Source organism: Sulfitobacter sp. SK012 (assembly GCF_003352085.1).
Lineage (GTDB): Bacteria > Pseudomonadota > Alphaproteobacteria > Rhodobacterales > Rhodobacteraceae > Sulfitobacter.
The window spans coordinates 20808-38903 of sequence record NZ_CP025805.1 but is presented as its reverse complement, the minus strand read 5'-3'; the positions used below and the strand labels follow the sequence as shown (position 1 = coordinate 38903).

Sequence of the window (18096 nt, the reverse complement as noted above, 5' to 3'; positions counted from 1 at the left end):
TTCATCATGCAAGACGAGGTCATTGCGTTCCTGAAGTCGCCACGCTGGCATCCCGGTGGCGGGCCAGTTGAGATGGTCCAAACGCATGGCGCGTTGATCTTTTTGGCCGGGGATGTCGCGCTCAAAATCAAACGCGCAGTCCGCTACGATTATTTGGACTTTTCCACGTTGGACTTGCGCGAAGTCATGCTGCGCCGCGAATTAGAATTAAACAAACCCACAGCACCAAGAATCTATCATGACGTCATACCTGTGACGCGCATGTCTGATGGGAGCCTTGCACTTGACGGGGATGGTGCCCCCGTTGAATGGGTACTACGCATGTGGCGGTTCCCTAAAACAGACGAACTGGCCGCAATTGCAGATGCGGGTGGCATTGACGACGCACTTGCCAACAAACTGGGAACGGCCGTTTTTGAATATCATGCCCAGAATCCACAACGCGACGACGACGGTGAACGCCTGATCCGGGGTATTCTGGATGAGCTTGACCGGGTCTTTGTAGAGATGAAGGAGCCATTGGGATCGGGATTGATCGATCGGTTTCATCATGAAAGTCGTGCAATGTTGAAGCGGGTTGCGGCGCTACTGCGGTGTCGCACTGAAGCAGGGCATGTGCGGCGATGCCATGGTGATTTGCACCTTCGAAATCTAGTACTTTTAGACGATAAACCGGTGCCTTTTGACGCGCTGGAATTTAACGAGGCGCTCGGCACCTGCGATGTGCTTTATGATCTGGCTTTTCTAATCATGGATCTTCTGCACCGGCACCAGGGTCGTGCAGCCAATATGGTGCTGAATGCTTACCTTCTGGCTGCTTTGGACAGCGAAGATGAAGGGCTCGCAACCCTACCCCTGTTCGTGGCTATCAGGGCTGCTATTCGCGCGATGGTATCGGTACAGACGGCCACGGCGACCGGAGTGGCCCCAAGCCCTGATGCGGCTCAGTTTCTCAATGAAGCGATAGCCTTCTTGCGGCCACCAACGCCGTCCATGGTGCTGATTGGGGGGTTATCAGGTACAGGTAAAACAGCTGTATCACGTGCGCTGGCCCCTTCAGTTGGCAGATCGCCAGGAGCGGTGCACTTGCGCAGCGACTTGGAGCGTAAGGTGATGTTTGATGTGGGCGAACAGGAACGTCTCTCTTTGGAAAAATATGCAACTGAGACACGGAATGCTGTCTATCTCAGAATGTTTGAGCGCGCAGATAGGATACTTGCCGCTGGCCACTCCGTTCTATTAGACGCGACATTTTTAGACTCGGCCATCAGGGTGGAAGCAGGGGTCATTGCGCGCAAGGCGGGTGTCACGCTGCAGGCGCTCTGGCTTAAAGCGCCCCTGCCGGTCCTGATTGACCGGGTTCAGGCCCGTTCAGGTGACGCCTCGGATGCGGATGAGAGCGTGGTCCGGCAACAGTCAAAAATCTGCAAAGCGCCCACTGATTGGCACATTGTGTCTACAGCAGGTTCACTGAATGATACGATTACAAAGGCTCAAACAGCCTTGCATCTGACTAAAAACACCTGATTTCAATCAAAGATTGGAGAGGAAAATGCATACTTACCTTGTAACGAGACGACGTGTTTTGTTGGTAAATTACCAGCGTTATCTGGAAGCAGATCGTGCCTGGGACACAGCGTTGCACGAAGTGAAAACCTGGTTTCCATCAAATTGCCAACCTAGCCTTTTAGTAATCGGAAACCCTGGCTCTAAGATACGAAAGATTTACGAACAGCGTGAGCGAGCGTTGATGCAATTGGAAGCTGCTCACATTAAACTTGAAACGGCAAGGCAACGCCTAAATGCACGGCGCGTAAAAACGCTGGCTTCATTTGTTGTACTCCTTACTTGAGCCTCTCAGTACTTAGGGCCTTCTTGTTCAAGTGCTTGATTTAGAAGAATTCGCGCATTCGCTCCGTGCGATTGGATTAAGTTTGTAGCCATGCAAGCGCCCGATTTGGGACGCAGCGCTACCAACCTCGCGTGGCTCAAAGCCAGTTGGCTTGAAAGGGCGTAAAATATGACTGATGAAGACGACCTTTGGAACCTTGAAGAACGGTTTTGGACGGAAGGTGCTGACAGCGCACGGCATATGACAGCGAAGGATGCTGTTTTTGTTTTACCATATCCTTCAAGAATTCTTCGGGGTGATGCCCTTTGGCGGGAGAGCGGCGTTGCGCAGCGATGGCGGTCTGTCGTGATGACTGAACGCTATTTCAAACAAGAAAAGGGCGTCGCCGTTCTCGCCTATCGTATCTCTGCCGAACGAAGTGATGTGGCGCTTTACGAAGCTCTATGCACTTCGTCTTACTTGCAGGATGACGGAATGTGGCTGCGAATAGTGCATCAGCAAACTCCTGTACCCTAACATAAATTTTGAGCATGTCGCCGCAATTTGACAAGTGCAAAAAGCTGAGCACGTGTTTGACCTGAGCCCCATCTCGCCTCAAGACAAAGTTTGCGACACAACCAAGCTGCCTCATCCATCAGCGGCATCTTTGTGCAACGACAGCCCGCGCAGAAGCTCAAATTTGACACGGTTTGCACTGACCTGCCGATAGAACGAAATCAGAAAAGTTGTTGGGCCTTGTAACCGACCCAGTCCCATAGTCGCCGCAACAATGGTGCCGACATCTGTTTGACCTTTTAAAACAAGCAGTCCGCCAAGCATGAAAACAGAAACTGTCCCCGCGCCGTTGATAGTGCTCAACAGGAATTTGGTCGACAATTTCCACTTAAACATTGATCGCCTGACGTCGTAGATACGGTCAAAATCCTCTAAAACCGATTTCACGACGACCTGAAGCTCCGTCGCCGTGATCTGATCGGTCGCACGGCGCAACAATCGGACGCGCTCCGCCAACAGGGCGTTTACCTTGCGCTGTGTAGATAAGACGATAACCACCTGAGGTGCGATTATCAAAAGCGCCACGATGCCGAGACCCGGTTGAGTTGAGGCGACAAAGCTGACCACACTGATCAAAGTGCCGATCTGCATTACAGGTTCGGAAAAGGCACTGCCTGTGAATTTCCCAAGCTCTTCAGCTTCGGCTGAAATAGCCGTCGACAAGGTCCCCGTAAGAATGTCGCCATGCGACTTTTCTTCATCTGCAGCCTCTTGAAGCAGCCTTCCCCGAATGAGGCGGATCACGTTTTCCCCCAGTAGCTGTGACCGGTACCCCATGAGCCATTTGAGCCCCAGACTAAGCACGATCACTCCTATCATCCCCCCCCCAAGCAGGAAGAGGTGAGACGTCTCAAAGTTGCCTTTTGTCAAAAGGTTAACGATCTCTTGCTGAAATTTCAGTGGAGCAGCAGCCAGAGCCGCAATAGCAAGCGAAAGAAGAATGAGAAAAATCTGACGAGGTCCACTGATGCGCCAGATTGCGGCATATAGTTGAAACATAGGAAGTCCTTGCGAAACGGATTTACAACATTGGCAGTTGCGCAGAGGTGAGCCTTTACAAGCTACCCATGCGCGCCTCACTTGCGTTGATCCAAGGCAACTGTTGCGATGTACGTTGAAATACACGGCGTATAGGATCACGGATTTCGGGTACTGCGCACCTTTGAAACTGATCAACTCTTCAATCCTGACTGAGTCTAGGGAAAGTGTTGGGCCTGGTTCGACACGCCGGGCAACGCAACTGAAATCCGAAACTTTGCGCCACTACCAGAACGTATTGATCTTGCCGTTTTCTCCATCGGTGTGACAGCGGGATACGCGTTCGGCTGGTGCATGTTCCCACAATCAAGTTTAATCTAGCCGATAGTTACCCCACGAAAGGCCGGATCGATGAACCTCCCGAGGACACGGGCGCTTGGCCTCATAGCTGCGCTTTTCACAGTGACTATCTGGGCAGCTTTCATGCTGGTCACGCGGTTCGCGGTAAAGGGCAGCTTCACGGTCGAAGAACTCCTTATTCTTCGTCTGGTGCCCGGTGCCTTAGTTATGGCCCCGGTTATGTGGCGTTTGGGTGTGATGCCGCATGGACAGTCCTGGCCACGCGCTGCGATGTTGATGGTTGGTGCCAGCGCTGTCTTTCCCTTCGTGGTATCCACGGGGCTCACCTATGCGCCTGCTTCGGATGGCGGGGCATTGGCTCCCGGCATGCTGCCTTTCTGGACCGCACTGGCCGCCTATGCCATGACAGGAGAAGTTATCGGCCCACGCCGTCGGCTTGGTCTGGCGATGATATTGGCTGGCGCAATGATCGTCAGCCTTTGGCAAATGCTCGCTGGAACAGTCGATGGCGCATGGAAGGGCCACCTGTTGTTTTTGACCGGATCAGGGGCTTGGGCTATCTATTCCGTCATTTTTCGCCATAGCGGTCTCAGCCCACTGCATGGCCTGGTCATTGGACTGTTTTGGGGTACGCTGCTTATGACGCCTCTGTTGCTGGCCACGGGCAATGTTAGCTTTGCCACATCCGGCTTGAGGGACATCGCCGTGATGATCGTGCTTCAAAGCTTCATAATCGGTATTTTGGCGATGTTCCTGTTCGGTTACGCAGTGCAAATCCTAGGAGCTGCCGAGACCGCTGCCTTTGGTGCCCTGACCCCTATCCTTGCCTTGTTGGGTGGTGTGGCCTTTCTTGGTGAAACCGTGACGCCGCTGAAGGTGGCTGGCGTCACCCTCGTGGCGGCGGGTGTATTTTTGGCTTCGGGTATGCTGAGCAAGCCCCAGTCAGTGTCCGCATCCTGATCACGCAATCATCCTTGTTTACATGCTCGCGCCAGACGCGACTTCTGCACGCCTTCGGGCCAAAGTGCACAAGCAATACGGACAACGTCAGCAAAACGAATCCAGAAACAGATTTTACGATATGAAATTGGGACAGCGCTGAACACTTTTTGCAGGCATGATGATTTGCTTGTCATTACTGAGCAGCAACGTTTCGGGAAAATTCTTGCCGTCAAATTTGGGTATGCTTTGCAAGCCTGAGAGATGCCATACTGTGATAGGATCAACGAAATGTGACCGCAGCTGGTAGTGTCGCAAACTTTTGGAGCGCTGTTGCACTTCTCGACAGTGACGGTCTTTGGGCAGCCTTTCGACATCTCATTCAAGGTTTAAGCGATTGATCAGCTTCAAAAGCGCGCATTATCCGAAATCGGTTATCCTATACGCGGTGTATTTCTAAGTTCGGTTTGCAGTATCGTATCGGGAGCTTGAAGAAATCATGGCCGAGCGCAGTGTCGATGTTGATCATGCAACGCTCAATCGATGGGCCGAGAAATATTCTGTCGCCGTTGCCAGTGAGGCGCGTTGTCGGAAGGCGTCGACCGGTCGATCTTGGCGGGATGGACGAAACCTATATCAAGGTCAAAGGCCAGTGGACATATCTCTATCGAGCGATAGACAAATGCGGCAATACCCTTGATTTCATGCTGTCCGAACGACGTGATGAGGCGGCAGCGACCGCATTCTTCGCCAAGGTGATCGCCAGTAACGGCTGGCCGGACAAGGTTGTCATCGACAAGAGCGGATCAAACGCGGCCGGTCTGTTCAACATGAATTGCCTGCTGGTGATGCATAACTGGTGTTGGTTGATCGAGGTTCTGCAGGTGAAATATCTCAATAATATTATCGAACAGGATCACCGTTTCATAAAGAAGATTACCCGCCCCATGCAAACCTTCAAATCGTTCAATTCAGCCGCATCCACTCTGGCGGGCATCGAAGTCGCCCACATGATCCGCAAAGGACAATTTGACCGACCAGGGCTGTCCGGATTCGAGCAGTTCGCAGAACTCGCTGGATAATTGTATCCGAGCGAGGCCCCATCTCGCCTCACGACAAAGTTTGCGACACAACCTCTCTATTTCGTTTTCTCAAGAAAACGCGTGAAGAGCCGCCGTTCGTTGCACTTTGAATGAGCCACTTCTCTGCGAAGCAAAGCGGCGACTGGTAGCACAGTCAAATATCTGCTTCAAATGGCGCTAGACAGGGAGTTGCCAAGAATGGAAAAACGACAGGTTGGTCAGACCGGGCTTGCGATTGATACGCTTGGACTGAACACCTAATCAATCGTAGGTGGATAAATGGACAAGGCAAAATTCTACTCAGAAATTGCGGACGGGCCCTCTCAGGGCGCGGCCTATTGGGTGCGTACAGATAATAACGTGCGCCTGCGTGTAGGCACTTATGGAGCTGACAAGGATTGCAAAGGGACCATCTTGCTGTTCCTTGGACGCTTTGGGTACATTGAAAGATATGGGCGGGTCGCCAAGGATTTCGACAAAAACGGATTTGCGACTGTGGTGATTGATTGGCGGAGCCAGGGGCTCTCTGATCGAATGGCCGAGGACCCACACACTGGCCACATCCATCGTTTTTCAGATTACCAGAAAGATGTTGCGGCAATGGTCAAAGCGGCTGAGGAACTTGATTTGCCGAAGCCTTGGTTTCTTGTCGGAATTTCGATGGGAGCCTGTATCGGCCTACGTGCAATGCTAGAAGGTTTACCTGTTGCGGCGACTGCCTTTATCTCCCCTATGTTTGGCATAAAAATGTCACCGTTACAGCGAATTGCAGCTTGGCCCCTCTCATGGGCGGCGCAGAAGATTGGCAAAGGCCACATCTATGTTCCCGGTGAGAGTGGCGAGATTTATATGCTAAAGACGCCTTTCGAAAAGAATAACCTGACTCGCAACTCAGATATGTATGAATACTGGGTCGATCAGGCTCGGGCCGTCCCTGATTTGCAAATCGGTGGACCGAGCATGGCGTGGCTTTATCAAGGCCTTGCTGAATGTCGAAGCCTATCAAAAATGCACTCACCTGACATTCCCTGCATCACGTTTTGCGGTGAATTGGACGAACTGGTCGATAACCGCGCGATAAAAGATCGTATGGAAAGATGGCCAAATGGGACGTTCGAGGTAATCAAAAATGCAAAGCACGATGTGTTGACGGAAATCCCTGAAGTCGGTGGGGAGGTGATGAACCAGATAGTCGAGTTTTTCAGCGGCACTGAACCAGTGGGAAGCGCCTAAATCAGCCTAGCCATCTGGCAAATTGATAGGTTAGAACGTGCCCCGCTGGATCGCATTGTTGCAACCAAGTTGAAATGTCGCTTATGTTACGTCAATTTCTAGAGGCTCTTGAAGAAATGTGAGAGCAGAGGCTGTGCTAACCGGAATCCGTAAAAAATTCTCATAGGTTTGCCGATCCATCTTATAATTGGCGCCAGCCCCAACTACTTTCCAGTTCCAGCGGATAAGACCCGTAAACCTCTATACAAAAATGTCTAATTTGAATGTTAATGGGACGCGGGACGGCGGAGCCCGTTTGCCAACAGACCACAAGTGACAATGACTGCAGCACCAAGCAATTCGCGTGGTGAAGCGACTTCGCCGAAGACTATATATCCTATTATCAAAGCAAAGAGGATCCGCAGGTACGGAAAAGTAGCCAGCGCTGACACCTCGCCAAATCGGTAGGCTTCAACTGTCAGGAGCATTCCAAAGGTCGCAAGCGTTCCTGCCGCCACAAGCAGCAGAACATCGGAAAGGCCCAACTCCGTCAAGCTTGCGACGGCTAGAGGCATCGTTCCGGCGCTGGCTACCAACCCGATCCAGAACATGATCGTCGCCGTATGCTCTGTGCGCGCCAGCACCCGGTTTTGAAAGATCAAGATCGCCGCTGCAAATGGCCTTGTTGCACGGATCAGCTGCAACTGGGAACGCGCCCTACCGGAGACGGAATTCAGGCGGTGCGTTCGAAACGTGGCCGGCCAAGTCCGGTCATTCTGTTGAGAACCTGCACGCCAATCCTGGCCTCTGTTTTATGATTTTCGAAGTTGCGCGCCTTTAGCTTGGGCCCAATAACTGTTTTCCAACGGCCTATGAGAGTTTCACCTCGGCTGCGTTGATTGTAGCCAGTGGCTTTCTGCCAGGCCATCCGCCCATGGGTTGCGATCTCGGCGATATGGCCGTCACGTGCCGTCGGATCTTTGGCCGCATTGAGACTCAGTATTGCGTTTTTGGGAGGCGGGATCGTGACCTCGATCATCGATCCGAACCGAGCGGCTAGCAAATCAGATGTTGGTTCTCCGTCGTAAGCTCCATCTGCGAAGAACAGATCAACCGGACCGTCGACTTGGTCCAAGAGATCTGGCAGCGCCGTCGGATCGCCGACGTCATCGGTGGTGAGGTCCGCGCAGACGATCTCGCCGCTGGCAAGATCAAGACCGAGGTGCAGTTTGCGCCAAGAGCGCCGTTTGCGCTTGGTTTTATGCTTTTCCTCAAGCCAGTCCCCGTCACCAAAGATCTTCAATCCGGTGCTGTCCACAACCAGATGGATCGGAGCGCGACTGTTCGATCTGTGCCTTTCTGACAAAACCAAGCCGTTGCCCCGGCGCGAGAGCGTCGAGAGCGTCGAGAAATCAGGCACCGCAATCTCGACTCGCAGTAAAGCCGCGATACTGCGCATCAATCCTTGCGTCTGGCGCAGCGGTTGTTGGAAAACCATACCGAGCGTCAGGCAAAGCTCAATCGCCAGATCCGAATAGCGCGGCTGTCCACCACGCGTCTTTTGGCGCTGTGCCGACCACAAGCTAGGTGCATCTTCACTGATCCAAACCGTCAGATCAGCGCGCCGTCGCAGAGATTCGTTGTACTCGGGCCCATTGATCACACTATGCTTTTGTTTTGGGATCTTGTCACGACGACTGACGTTGAATTTATGCGGCATTTACGACATCCTGAATGGAACAAACCGACGTGATATCAGTGAAGAGGCGATCTGTGCAACAACGCCGTTCTGACGCAAAAAGCACTGAAAATAGTTCGAAATTGAGCGTACAGAGGAAGTGGAATAAACTGGATAAATGAAACCGCTCTTTTTGATCGTCGCTTACCTTGTCGTTGTCACATTGCCGTTGATCTTGTCCTGGGTGGTCGGGGGATCACCACGCCCGTTTCACCAGGAACTTGCATCTGGTCTTGGTATTCTTGCCTTCTCGATGGTCCTCATGGAATTCGTCCTCTCCGGTCGCTTCAAGAGTATTTCGAATGGCGTTGGTATGGATGTGACCATGCGGTTTCATCAGATCATGGCTCGCACGGCACTGGTCTTTGCTTTGCTGCACCCATTTCTCTACCAAGGTACGCCTTCCGGTGGTCAACGCCCTTGGGACCCCACGCGGCAACTAACAATAACAACTGATTTTTCCGCTCTGTCCACAGGCATTGGAGCCTATCTGCTTTTTCCAAGTCTTGTTCTTCTGGCGATAGGGCGCACTCAACTGGACTACAAATATGAGACGTGGCGCCTGATACACGGGATCGGCGCGCTCTTGATCGCGCTGCTTTTGTTACATCACACCGTCTATGCGGGGCGATATGGATCACAGCCTGCGATGACCTGGGTGTGGCTGGCAATGTCGGGTGTTGCAGTTGGATCGCTGCTTTATGTTTATCTGTTGGTACCCATTCTGGACAAGGCACGACCTTGGCGCGTGACTTCCGTTGCCCAATTGACGCCAAAGCAATGGGAAGTGATCATGAAACCAGACGGTCATTCAGGTCTTGATTACAAAGCCGGGCAATTTGTCTGGTTGAATGTGGGACAAAGTTCATTCTCGATGAAGGAAAATCCGTTCTCCATTTGCTCCGCACCGGCGGCCGGAACGGAAATTGCCTTTATGATTAAAGAGCTTGGCGACTTCACACGAACCCTTGGCCGGATAAAGGCTGGAACGGTCGCTTATCTTGACGGCCCATATGGCAATCTGTCTGTCAATGGCCGCGCCGAACCTGGGGTCGCTCTGATTGCAGGTGGTGTTGGGCTTGCGCCGCTGCTGGGCATCCTCAGGCAAATGCGTCTGACCGGGGACCCGCGCAAGGTGAAGTTAATCTATGGAAACCGGGTGGTCGATCAGATTGCTTGTCGTGACGAATTGGGGGAGCAGGACGTGACCTATGTCGTGTCAGAGCCGCCAGAAACCTGGCACGGAGAGATAGGATTCATAGATGCCGCGCTCATAGATCGCGTTTTTTCAGCAAAAGAGATCAGCGAATGGGTCTTTGTAATGTGCGGACCCGCTATCATGATGGATATCGTTGAAGATCACCTGATTGAGAGGGGAACGCCCTCTCATCGTATCCTGTCGGAGCGGTTCGATTATGACTAATCCATTCAAGCAAATAAGTCTGCGGCGGCGGGTTTCTTTGGCGATCCGAGTTATGAACATCATACTATGCTTGATAATTCTCGCATTTGTACTGCGCTAATTCATGCCCTTTTTGCTTAGCTTGCGCTGGAAACGGTGCACCATTTAAAGACCACTCAGATTTCGTTGCTGCTGGTGAGGATCAGACGCAACTGCTTCTCCGTTTCAATAATAGCAAAGAAAATGACGCCTATAGTAATGATCAGCATTCCGTCTAGCACAGGCACAGCTTGTGTCCCGAGTACAGGCTGTGCCGCAGGCAAGTAGGTTGCTGCGAATTGCGCTGCAGTGACGAGAAAAACGCTAATCCAAACCGGCCGCGTCCCTTTCAAAGTCGCCCAATTGATCGACGGTCCAAAGATATTTCGAATGTAGAAAAGGTGAAATATTTCAAGGACAACCAGCATATTCATCGACATGGTTTGCGCCAGAGGCAGTGAGTAACCTTTACCTGAGGGCGGTGATACGGCGTGATCGCGCTGGTTCCCTGCCTGCGCAGACCAATGATGTGCATTCAGCGGACAATATCACAATACATTCATTCGATGGCATGGTGGCGCGTTTCGATCAATTCGAACTGCTTGACCGTACTGGCGCTGTTGTGAATCTGACAAGTGGAGAATTCCGTCTGCTCAATGTCTTCTTGCAGAACCCCAAGCGGATTTTGTCGCGTGATCGTTTGATGGACCTGCTGAATGGCGCGGAATGGTCTCCACTTGATCGTACCATCGACAATCGGATCGCGCGCCTACGCCGCAAGATTGAGCGTGACCCGAGCACGCCAGTTCTGATCAAAACCGTCCGCGGTATCGGCTATGCCTTCACTGCGGACGTCGAAACTTCATAGCGTGCTGCCATCCAGTAGCTCACGCAAAGTGCGCGCCAGTTCCTTCATGCCATAGGGTTTACGCAAAATCCTGTGGTCGGTTTTGATAGACGCTGCATCACGCGGTTCAACCCCTTTGGCATAACCAGTGGCCAGCAGGGTTTTCAAGTCCGGTCGCAACGCCAGTGCCTGATCGGCAACGTCAAAACCAGTCATACCGCCGGGCATCACGACGTCGGACAGGACGAGATCAATATCCTCGTGCCGTTTTAGAACATCTATCGCTTTTGGACCATTCGTGGCTGCGATGACTTGATACCCCAGCTCTTCGAGACGAGTGACTGTCAAGCGCAAGACCTTCGGGTCATCCTCGACCACAAGGATCGTTTCACCCACCGACGCAGAGATATTTCCTAACTTTGCACTCTCCTGTCCTGCCTCTGCTTCAGCAGCGATTGGCAAGAATAGGTTAACGGTCGTGCCCTGCCCCATCTCGCTGTAGATCACAACATGACCACCCGATTGCTTGGCAAATCCATATACCATGCTCAGCCCCAGACCCGATCCGGCACCCGGTCCCTTCGTGGTGAAGAACGGCTCGAACACCCGCGATTGCGTCTCAGGTGACATTCCGACGCCCGTGTCAGTCACTGACAGACAAACATAATCTCCGGGCGTCACATCGACCTGAGCTGCGGCATAATCAGCATCAAGTGCAACATTGCGGGTTTCAACTGTGAGCTTTCCGCCATCCGGCATCGCGTCGCGCGCATTGATCGCCAGATTGAGAATGGCGCTTTCGATCTGTCCAGGATCGGCCAAGGTGGCACGCAAATCATCGGCCAGATGGGTTTCGATGGCGATTTGTTCATCAAGGGTGCGCTCAAGGATGGGAAGCATCGTGTTCACAAGGTCGTTCAAGGCGACATGCTCAGGTGCGAGGGACTGACTTCTCGAAAAAGATAGCAACTGACTGGTGAGCGCGGCGCCAAGATTGGACGCCTCCAATGCCTCATTAATCAGTTCATGCAGTTTGGTGTCGTCGGTGCGCATCTCAAGCAGTTCAAGATTACCGATTACAACCGTTAGAAGATTGTTAAAGTCATGCGCCAGCCCGCCGGTCAACTGCCCGACGGCTTCCATCTTTTGGGCACGCTGCAGTTCGGCTTGTCGCTTTTTGTCCAAGGTGAGATCATGAATGATCCCCAGAAAATGGCGCGCGCTGTCCAACTCCAACTCAGACACCGTCAGCCGGATCGGGACCCGCGAGCCATCCTTACGGCCCGCATCCATCTCGCGCCCAATGCCGATGATCTTCTTTTCCCCGGTCTTGATGTAATGCTCCAGATAGCCATCATGCTTGCTCCGGTCAGGCTCAGGCATCAGCATATTGACGTTTTGACCAAGCACCTCTTCGGCTTTGAACCAGAAAATCTCTTCTGCACCCGGGCTAAAGGTGCCGACAATGCCATGTTCATCAATGGTCAAGATAGCCTCGGGTGCGGCGTCAAGAATAGCGCTGAGCCGTGCCTCGCGGTCGAGAATCGCCTGTTGCGCGGAGTTCTTGTCGGTCACATCTTCTACGGCAAGCAAGATGCTCTCCTCATGCTCGGGGCGGCCCACGATCCTGCGCGCATTCAGAACCATTTGCCGTCGACCAAGATCGCCCGCGTTCAACGTCAGTTCAAAGGCCTCTACTGAGGTTTGATCTGGCAAGACGCTTTCTATCAGTTTGCGAAGCTGCGGCACATCCCACTGCCGATTTTGGATCGAAAACAAGTTCTTTCCAATGACGTCGACCGCGGCAGTTTCAAATATACGACTGAACGACCGGCTGGCCGTGAGAATTTTGAACGTGGCATCAAGCACCAGCATTGGTTCACGTACCGTGCCGATAATGCTCTCGGCAAGCTCTCGGGCAGTGGCCGTCTCGTGCTGCAAAGCTTTGAGGTCGGACACTTCGGAAAAGGTTACTACGACGCCATCAATCTTGCCGCTTTGCGTGCGGTAGGGAAGGATACGACGAACAAACCACCGTCCGTCGTCACTTTCAACTTCGCATTCAACTGAAACAAGGGTTTCAAGCACGGCTTCTGCGTCTTTGGGCAAACCCGGATCTTTGACTTTGCCAGTGATGTCGCTGAAGGGTCGCCCAATATCCTTGCTGATCAGGTTGAACAGCTCACGTGTCGCTGGTGTAAAGCGCATGATCTTGAAGTCAGTATCCAGAAACAGCGTTGCAATGCCCGAGCTTGACAGCAGGTTGTTGAGGTCATCCGACATTCGACGTTCATCATCAATCTTTTGCTGAAGCTGGGTATTGAGCGTCGTCAACTCTTCGTTCAGGGACTGCAGCTCTTCCTTGGAGGTCTCCAGTTCCTCGTTTGTCGACTGGAACTCCTCGTTCATTGACATGGCTTCTTCGTTGACGGCCTTCAGCTCTTCGGTGGACAGTTCATAGTCGCGGATCGTTGTGCGCAGGTCAGCACGCATCGTTTCAAGTTCCTGCTCTAGCTGGCGGTTCGCTTCTGTGTTCGTTTCGTTAGGTGCGGGAACAACCACTTTCATGGGTTCATCAGCGAAGGTCACCAGAAACAACTTGGCTTCATCGAGCGTCACCGGATGCACCTGAATGGTCACACCAACCCGGTCGTCACCGCGCGTGATTGTGGCTCTCTCGCTGACCACCGCGTCTTGCGTGCGCGCCGCCCGAACGGCGCTGCTTAAACGCGCGCGAAGTCCCTGCCGCGCCATGGCCAACAGATCGCGGCTTGTTTCGCCCGATGGCACCCTGAGGTATTTGTCCGTGGGGCCCTCAAAATACAGCGCTTCGGACTGGGCGTTAATCAGGACGGCTGCGGGGGCGTAGTGTTGCACCAGAAGGCTTTGGCTCAGTTCCGCAAGTTTGGTGCCAGCCGCTTGGAAAGGACTGCGCGTTGGGACAAGACCCGCATTCGCGTAGGGGCGTTGCACAATCGGGAAATCAAACGCGCGGCTGCGCGTGTGGCCGACAGGTTTATAGACTCGATACTTCTTTGATAACGACTCAAAGAGAGCATCGTGATTGCCCGTCGTCTCGGACATGCCCAATACCAAAACGCCACCGTCATTGAGCGCAAAGTGAAACATCTGAATAATCCGTTCCTGTGCATCTGGTGTGAGATAGATCATCAGATTGCGGCACGAGATCAGGTCAAGTTTGGAGAACGGAGCATCTGCCAAGATGTTTTGGTTGGCAAAGACAACTGCATCACGCAGTTCCGGCGTTACGCGGTAACTGTGATCTTCCTTGGTGAAAAACCGCCTCAACCGGACCGCAGAAACGTCTTCAGCGATAGAATCCGGATACACCCCATTCCGCGCCACTGTCAGCGCCCGCTCATCCACATCCGAAGCAAAAACCTGCAATTTCACATCTTTGCGCAGCGTCGATATTTTCTCAATGACAAGCATCGCCAGCGAATAGGCTTCTTCGCCAGTTGCACATCCTGGCACCCAAATCCGAACCGGATGCCCTGCGTCATGGGACTTGACCAATCCCTCAAGCACCGTCTTTTCGAGGTGGTCAAAAGCATCAGGATCACGGAAGAATGACGTGACACTGATAAGAAGGTCGGCACAGAGGTTCTGCGCCTCCTCCGCCGAGTCCTTCAAAAGCGCTAGGTAGTCACCAGAATTTTCCATGTGTTGCAGCGCCATCCGACGCTCAATCCGGCGCAGTAACGTGCCATCCTTGTAGAGATCGAAATTAATCGGCGAATGCGCCTTCAGAACCGCAATGATCTGCTCCAACGAACCCTTGGCGTTTTCACCAAGCACCTTCTTGGCACTGTCATTCTTAACGAACGGATGCCGCACGTAGCTGGTAATGATGTCTGGCATCTCTGCCACCGCGACAACGTGATCGGTCGCTCCGGTCGCAATCGCGCTGCGCGGCATGCCATCATGCTGAGCCTCGGCAGGGTCCTGCACCAGAACGATGCCGCCCTGTTCCTTAATCTCGCGAATGGCAGCAGACCCGTCGCTGCCGGTGCCTGACAAGATCACTGCAATGGCGTTCTGCCCCAAATCCTTGGCCAAAGATCGTAGAAACAAGTCAATCGGCAGGCGTGTGCCGCGGCGGTCAGTTGGCTCCGAAAGGTGCAAAACCCCTTTCTTGATCTCCAGATAACTGTTTGGGGGAATGACGTAGACATGATTTGCCTGCACTGGCATCTGATCCACGGCCAGCACCACGGGCATTTCCGTGTGTTTGGCTAATAGATCGGCCATCAGGCTTTTGTGGTCCGGATCGACATGATGGACCAAGACAAACGCTGCGCCAGTGTCAGACGGAGCAGCGTCAAGAAAGGCGCTGTAGGCTTGAAGGCCGCCTGCAGATGCACCTAGGCCAACAACAGGAATAGCAACTTCAACATTTGCTGTTGCCTTCGGCTTTGCGACCGTTGAACGGATTGGCTTAGGTTTGCCTTTTACCGCAAGTTTTGATGTTTTGCGTGCCATATCGTCTCGAATTTCTGCCAAAGAGGCTCGTATTGCAGTTTTGATGCAAGACGACCATTTGATTTCGTCTCCATCGTTCCAAGGAAACCGCCTCAGAGCAAGTTAATAAAAGAAAACCGGGGTGTGACGATTGACAGATATCAATGCTGCAGGGTGTTGGGTGAGGTAAACCCTCCAAGTATTTTAGCAAGTTATACTTATTTTCTGGGCATCCCTTACGCCGTCTTTGTATGGCTTGGGGTGCCCAATTCTGCATTTTTTGCACAAGAATTGCTGCTCAGCTCTGCAAATTCGGAAAGGTCACTACTCGGAAGGATGACCGATGGTTATGGAAGCGGCGCTATCGTTGAAGGTCAAACTTGGCAAACAGAGCCTCCTCGCTAAACTCAGGCGCGCACCTGCGCCTCACGACGCCAACCCGAAAACTGCGACGGCGCATTCCCGTGACGCCGCGCAACACCTGCAGCCGCCTGACCCGCCTCGCAACTTTGAGCTACAATCGCAGCCCGCTCTCACGGCGAACGACTAGCCTTCTTGCACCGCTCAATTCCGGTCCCCTCATCAAGCATCAAATCACCTCCAGATTGTTGATGGACAGGATCTCATATCAACGAAAAGTCGATACCATGGGACGTAGGCAATGCTTACACTGGTCAGGCATCTTTGACAGTGATGTAGATATCTGTCTTCCGTTTCTACATCGTCGGGTTCATTCAGATAGATCTCCCATGTCGGCTCTCCGACGATCATGCCGTTTTGCGATATGTATTTCATCGCCTCGTCATAGCTAACGCGCAGCTTGGCATAGGGGCCTTCGTGGACGTAATTCAGCACCTTGCCCGCAGGCAAAACATCCGCCTTAACGTCCCCTTCTGCCTTCTCGGCGTTCTCCTTTGACACCAAAAATCCGGCCCGAAAGCGCACCTTGGATGCCCTGACTGATGACGTCCTGCCCGGACAGAAAAGCCCATCGATTGGGGTCCTTGTCCGCAGCGCATCGCTCATGACGCGTTCGGGCGTGCCATCCAAACCATAGAAGCGACCTTCATGATGACCGGTGATTGATGCTGTTGCTAAGGGCGTCGAAAGCTCGCGAAACACCACCAGTTCGGCCAATTCTGGAAAGTTGGCCTTGAACAGGTCAAACATTTTGTCTTCAACCTGCTTTTTGAAGGCTTTATAGTCCGCACCCCGCTGACCGGACGGAAGGTCGGCCCATCGGGCAACGCTGGCAGCAAACGGTCATAACACGCAGTCTTGGAAGTTTCGCTTGGACGCGGCTGGGATAAGTATCCTTCCAGACCTTTCGCGTCGTACTGCGGTTGTCGATCCCGATGATCATCACCTTATGTCAGTCTGGGATGTGCTACCGAAAACCTGATCATCGCAGCCCGCGCGAATGGCCGCCGCGCTGACGTGACAATCCAAAACGCGCCAGAGCCCCGAATTGACATCGCGTGGCAGCGCGGGTCAAACGAGAACACCAACCGGCTTTTGAGGCAGTACTTGCCTCGCGGAACGGACCTATCCGTTCATTCCCAAGCAAAACTCAGTGCAATTGCAAGGCAACTCAACGAACGACCTCGCAAGACCTTGCAAGGCAACTGGAACCTGTTGAACCGAGACGGCGAAAACCCCGGAAGTCTGGTGTTTGTTCTCGAGAACCGACACCTGCTGGGTCAGGATATTTCACCGTCAAGTCTCGCAGGCGAGATTGGATACGCAGGGGCAACTGCGGTGACCTTTAGTGACACGGGCACAACGCTCTCGGTCGCCTACTGGTCTCAAACATTGGCCGATGGTCGCGCCGGATTGGTGGCGGGCCGGATCGATCCCGGTGATTACAGCGACATCCTTGGCTATGTTAATCCACGTACCACATTTCAGAACTACTCCATTTTGTTCAGCCCAGTTCTGCCAATCCCAGATCCGGGGTTTGGCTTGGGCGGCGGCGGATTTCTGACAGATCAAGTCTACGCACTGGGAGTTGTGAGTGACGCCAACGGCTCACTGACAGATGTCGAGTGGTTCCCTGGTGGAACAGAATTGTACAAATATGCAGAAATCGGCTGGACCCCAGAACCCTCCAAACGCTTTCTGACCAATTTTCATCTTGGGATGTTTCATGTGGATGAAAGAACAGATGCGGGCGTCCCGAAGAGTTGGGGCGCCATGCTGGCGGGCAATCACACATTTAACAATGGCCTCATGGTCTTTGGCCGACTTGGTTGGTCCGACGGGGCAGCGCCAATCGCTCGCCGCGCAGTTAATGCGGGTTTGATGTGGCGGCCGGGCTACTATGATGACTTGCTTGGACTTGGAGTAACCGTTGCCGATCCGTCCGATAGCAAACTGGAAACACAAACGACCATAGAGGCGTTCTACCGTGCGGACCTATCGGACAATCTCGCCCTGACGGCCGATGTTCAGTACCTCAAGAACCCTGGTTTCAATGAGGATAACCCGTTGGTGTTTGGTTTGCGTATCAGGTTCAGTATGTAAAATTGGTGTGAGGAACTTAACAGCTGATCCAAAATTAGGGCCTATCAGACCGCATTTCCCCATCTGTATCACCAACGGGTCGCCGAT

At 53.0% G+C, this 18096-nt stretch carries 14 protein-coding genes and 3 pseudogenes; 10 read left to right on the top strand and 7 right to left on the bottom strand.

Translation table 11 applies throughout. The features are described 5' to 3' along the window. Positions 1-6: 6 nt before the first annotated feature. A complete protein-coding gene (locus tag C1J03_RS23490) occupies positions 7-1527 on the top strand; it encodes a bifunctional aminoglycoside phosphotransferase/ATP-binding protein (protein WP_114889186.1) in 1521 nt (506 codons plus the stop codon). 493 nt (positions 1528-2020) lie between these two features. After that, on the top strand, positions 2021-2368 hold the full coding sequence (locus C1J03_RS23480; RefSeq protein ID WP_114889184.1) for a hypothetical protein: 348 nt from the start codon (positions 2021-2023) through the stop codon (positions 2366-2368). 111 nt (positions 2369-2479) lie between these two features. Here C1J03_RS23480 and C1J03_RS23475 read toward each other — a convergent pair whose 3' ends face one another. Continuing rightward, positions 2480-3406, bottom strand: coding sequence for an ABC transporter transmembrane domain-containing protein (locus C1J03_RS23475; RefSeq protein WP_114889183.1), 927 nt, complete (start codon positions 3404-3406; stop codon positions 2480-2482). Between the two features lie 390 nt (positions 3407-3796). On the opposite strand from C1J03_RS23475, the gene C1J03_RS23470 reads away from it, so the two are divergent. The 3 genes and pseudogenes from C1J03_RS23470 (at position 3797) to C1J03_RS23460 (ending at position 6999) form a co-directional block, all read left to right on the top strand. Continuing rightward, a complete protein-coding gene (locus tag C1J03_RS23470; protein ID WP_114889182.1) occupies positions 3797-4705 on the top strand; it encodes a DMT family transporter in 909 nt (302 codons plus the stop codon). Between the two features lie 376 nt (positions 4706-5081). After that, positions 5082-5766 (top strand): annotated as a pseudogene (locus C1J03_RS23465) (IS6 family transposase). Between the two features lie 279 nt (positions 5767-6045). Then, the gene (locus C1J03_RS23460; RefSeq protein WP_114889181.1) at positions 6046-6999 is read left to right on the top strand and encodes an alpha/beta fold hydrolase; all 954 of its coding nucleotides are present in this window, start codon (positions 6046-6048) and stop codon (positions 6997-6999) included. Positions 7000-7265: 266 nt separating this feature from the next. On the opposite strand, the gene C1J03_RS23455 is transcribed toward C1J03_RS23460, so the two are convergent. Both C1J03_RS23455 and C1J03_RS23450 read right to left on the bottom strand, forming a co-directional pair. After that, a complete protein-coding gene (locus tag C1J03_RS23455; protein ID WP_254694308.1) occupies positions 7266-7682 on the bottom strand; it encodes a DMT family transporter in 417 nt (138 codons plus the stop codon). Between the two features lie 29 nt (positions 7683-7711). Further along, positions 7712-8698 carry an IS5 family transposase gene (locus tag C1J03_RS23450; RefSeq protein ID WP_254694307.1) on the bottom strand — a complete coding sequence of 329 codons (987 nt, stop codon included), beginning with the start codon at positions 8696-8698 and terminating at the stop codon, positions 7712-7714. Between the two features lie 136 nt (positions 8699-8834). Between C1J03_RS23450 and C1J03_RS23445 the strand changes: the two genes are divergently transcribed. Next, the gene (locus tag C1J03_RS23445) at positions 8835-10139 is read left to right on the top strand and encodes a ferredoxin reductase family protein (protein WP_114889179.1); all 1305 of its coding nucleotides are present in this window, start codon (positions 8835-8837) and stop codon (positions 10137-10139) included. 155 nt (positions 10140-10294) lie between these two features. On the opposite strand, the gene C1J03_RS23440 is transcribed toward C1J03_RS23445, so the two are convergent. Next, entirely contained in the window at positions 10295-10597 is a 303-nt protein-coding gene (locus C1J03_RS23440) for a cation transporting ATPase C-terminal domain-containing protein (RefSeq protein WP_114889178.1), read from the bottom strand. A gap of 17 nt (positions 10598-10614) precedes the next feature. Here C1J03_RS23440 and C1J03_RS23435 point away from each other — a divergent pair, with 17 nt between their 5' ends. Next, on the top strand, positions 10615-11025 hold the full coding sequence (locus C1J03_RS23435) for a winged helix-turn-helix domain-containing protein (RefSeq protein ID WP_368073938.1): 411 nt from the start codon (positions 10615-10617) through the stop codon (positions 11023-11025). Here C1J03_RS23435 and C1J03_RS23430 read toward each other — a convergent pair. From C1J03_RS23430 to C1J03_RS23420, 3 genes are all read right to left on the bottom strand, one after another. Further along, positions 11020-15507: a chemotaxis protein CheB gene (locus C1J03_RS23430; protein ID WP_114889177.1), complete on the bottom strand. Its 4488-nt coding sequence runs from the start codon at positions 15505-15507 to the stop codon at positions 11020-11022. The genes C1J03_RS23435 and C1J03_RS23430 overlap by 6 nt on opposite strands. A 386-nt stretch (positions 15508-15893) precedes the next feature. Then, positions 15894-16007: a transposase gene (locus C1J03_RS26140; RefSeq protein WP_114889297.1), complete on the bottom strand. Its 114-nt coding sequence runs from the start codon at positions 16005-16007 to the stop codon at positions 15894-15896. A 73-nt stretch (positions 16008-16080) separates the two neighbouring features. Next, the gene (locus C1J03_RS23420; RefSeq protein WP_114889176.1) at positions 16081-16656 is read right to left on the bottom strand and encodes a GyrI-like domain-containing protein; all 576 of its coding nucleotides are present in this window, start codon (positions 16654-16656) and stop codon (positions 16081-16083) included. A 73-nt stretch (positions 16657-16729) separates the two neighbouring features. Between C1J03_RS23420 and C1J03_RS25850 the strand changes: the two are divergent. The 3 genes and pseudogenes from C1J03_RS25850 to C1J03_RS25840 all read left to right on the top strand — a co-directional run. Continuing rightward, positions 16730-16932, top strand: a pseudogene (locus C1J03_RS25850) (Acg family FMN-binding oxidoreductase); the annotation flags it as partial. A 33-nt stretch (positions 16933-16965) separates the two neighbouring features. Beyond that, positions 16966-17097, top strand: a pseudogene (locus C1J03_RS25845) (IS30 family transposase); the annotation flags it as partial. Positions 17098-17625: 528 nt separating this feature from the next. Beyond that, on the top strand, positions 17626-18009 hold the full coding sequence (locus C1J03_RS25840; protein WP_114889296.1) for a carbohydrate porin: 384 nt from the start codon (positions 17626-17628) through the stop codon (positions 18007-18009). The last annotated feature ends 87 nt before the right edge of the window (positions 18010-18096 follow it).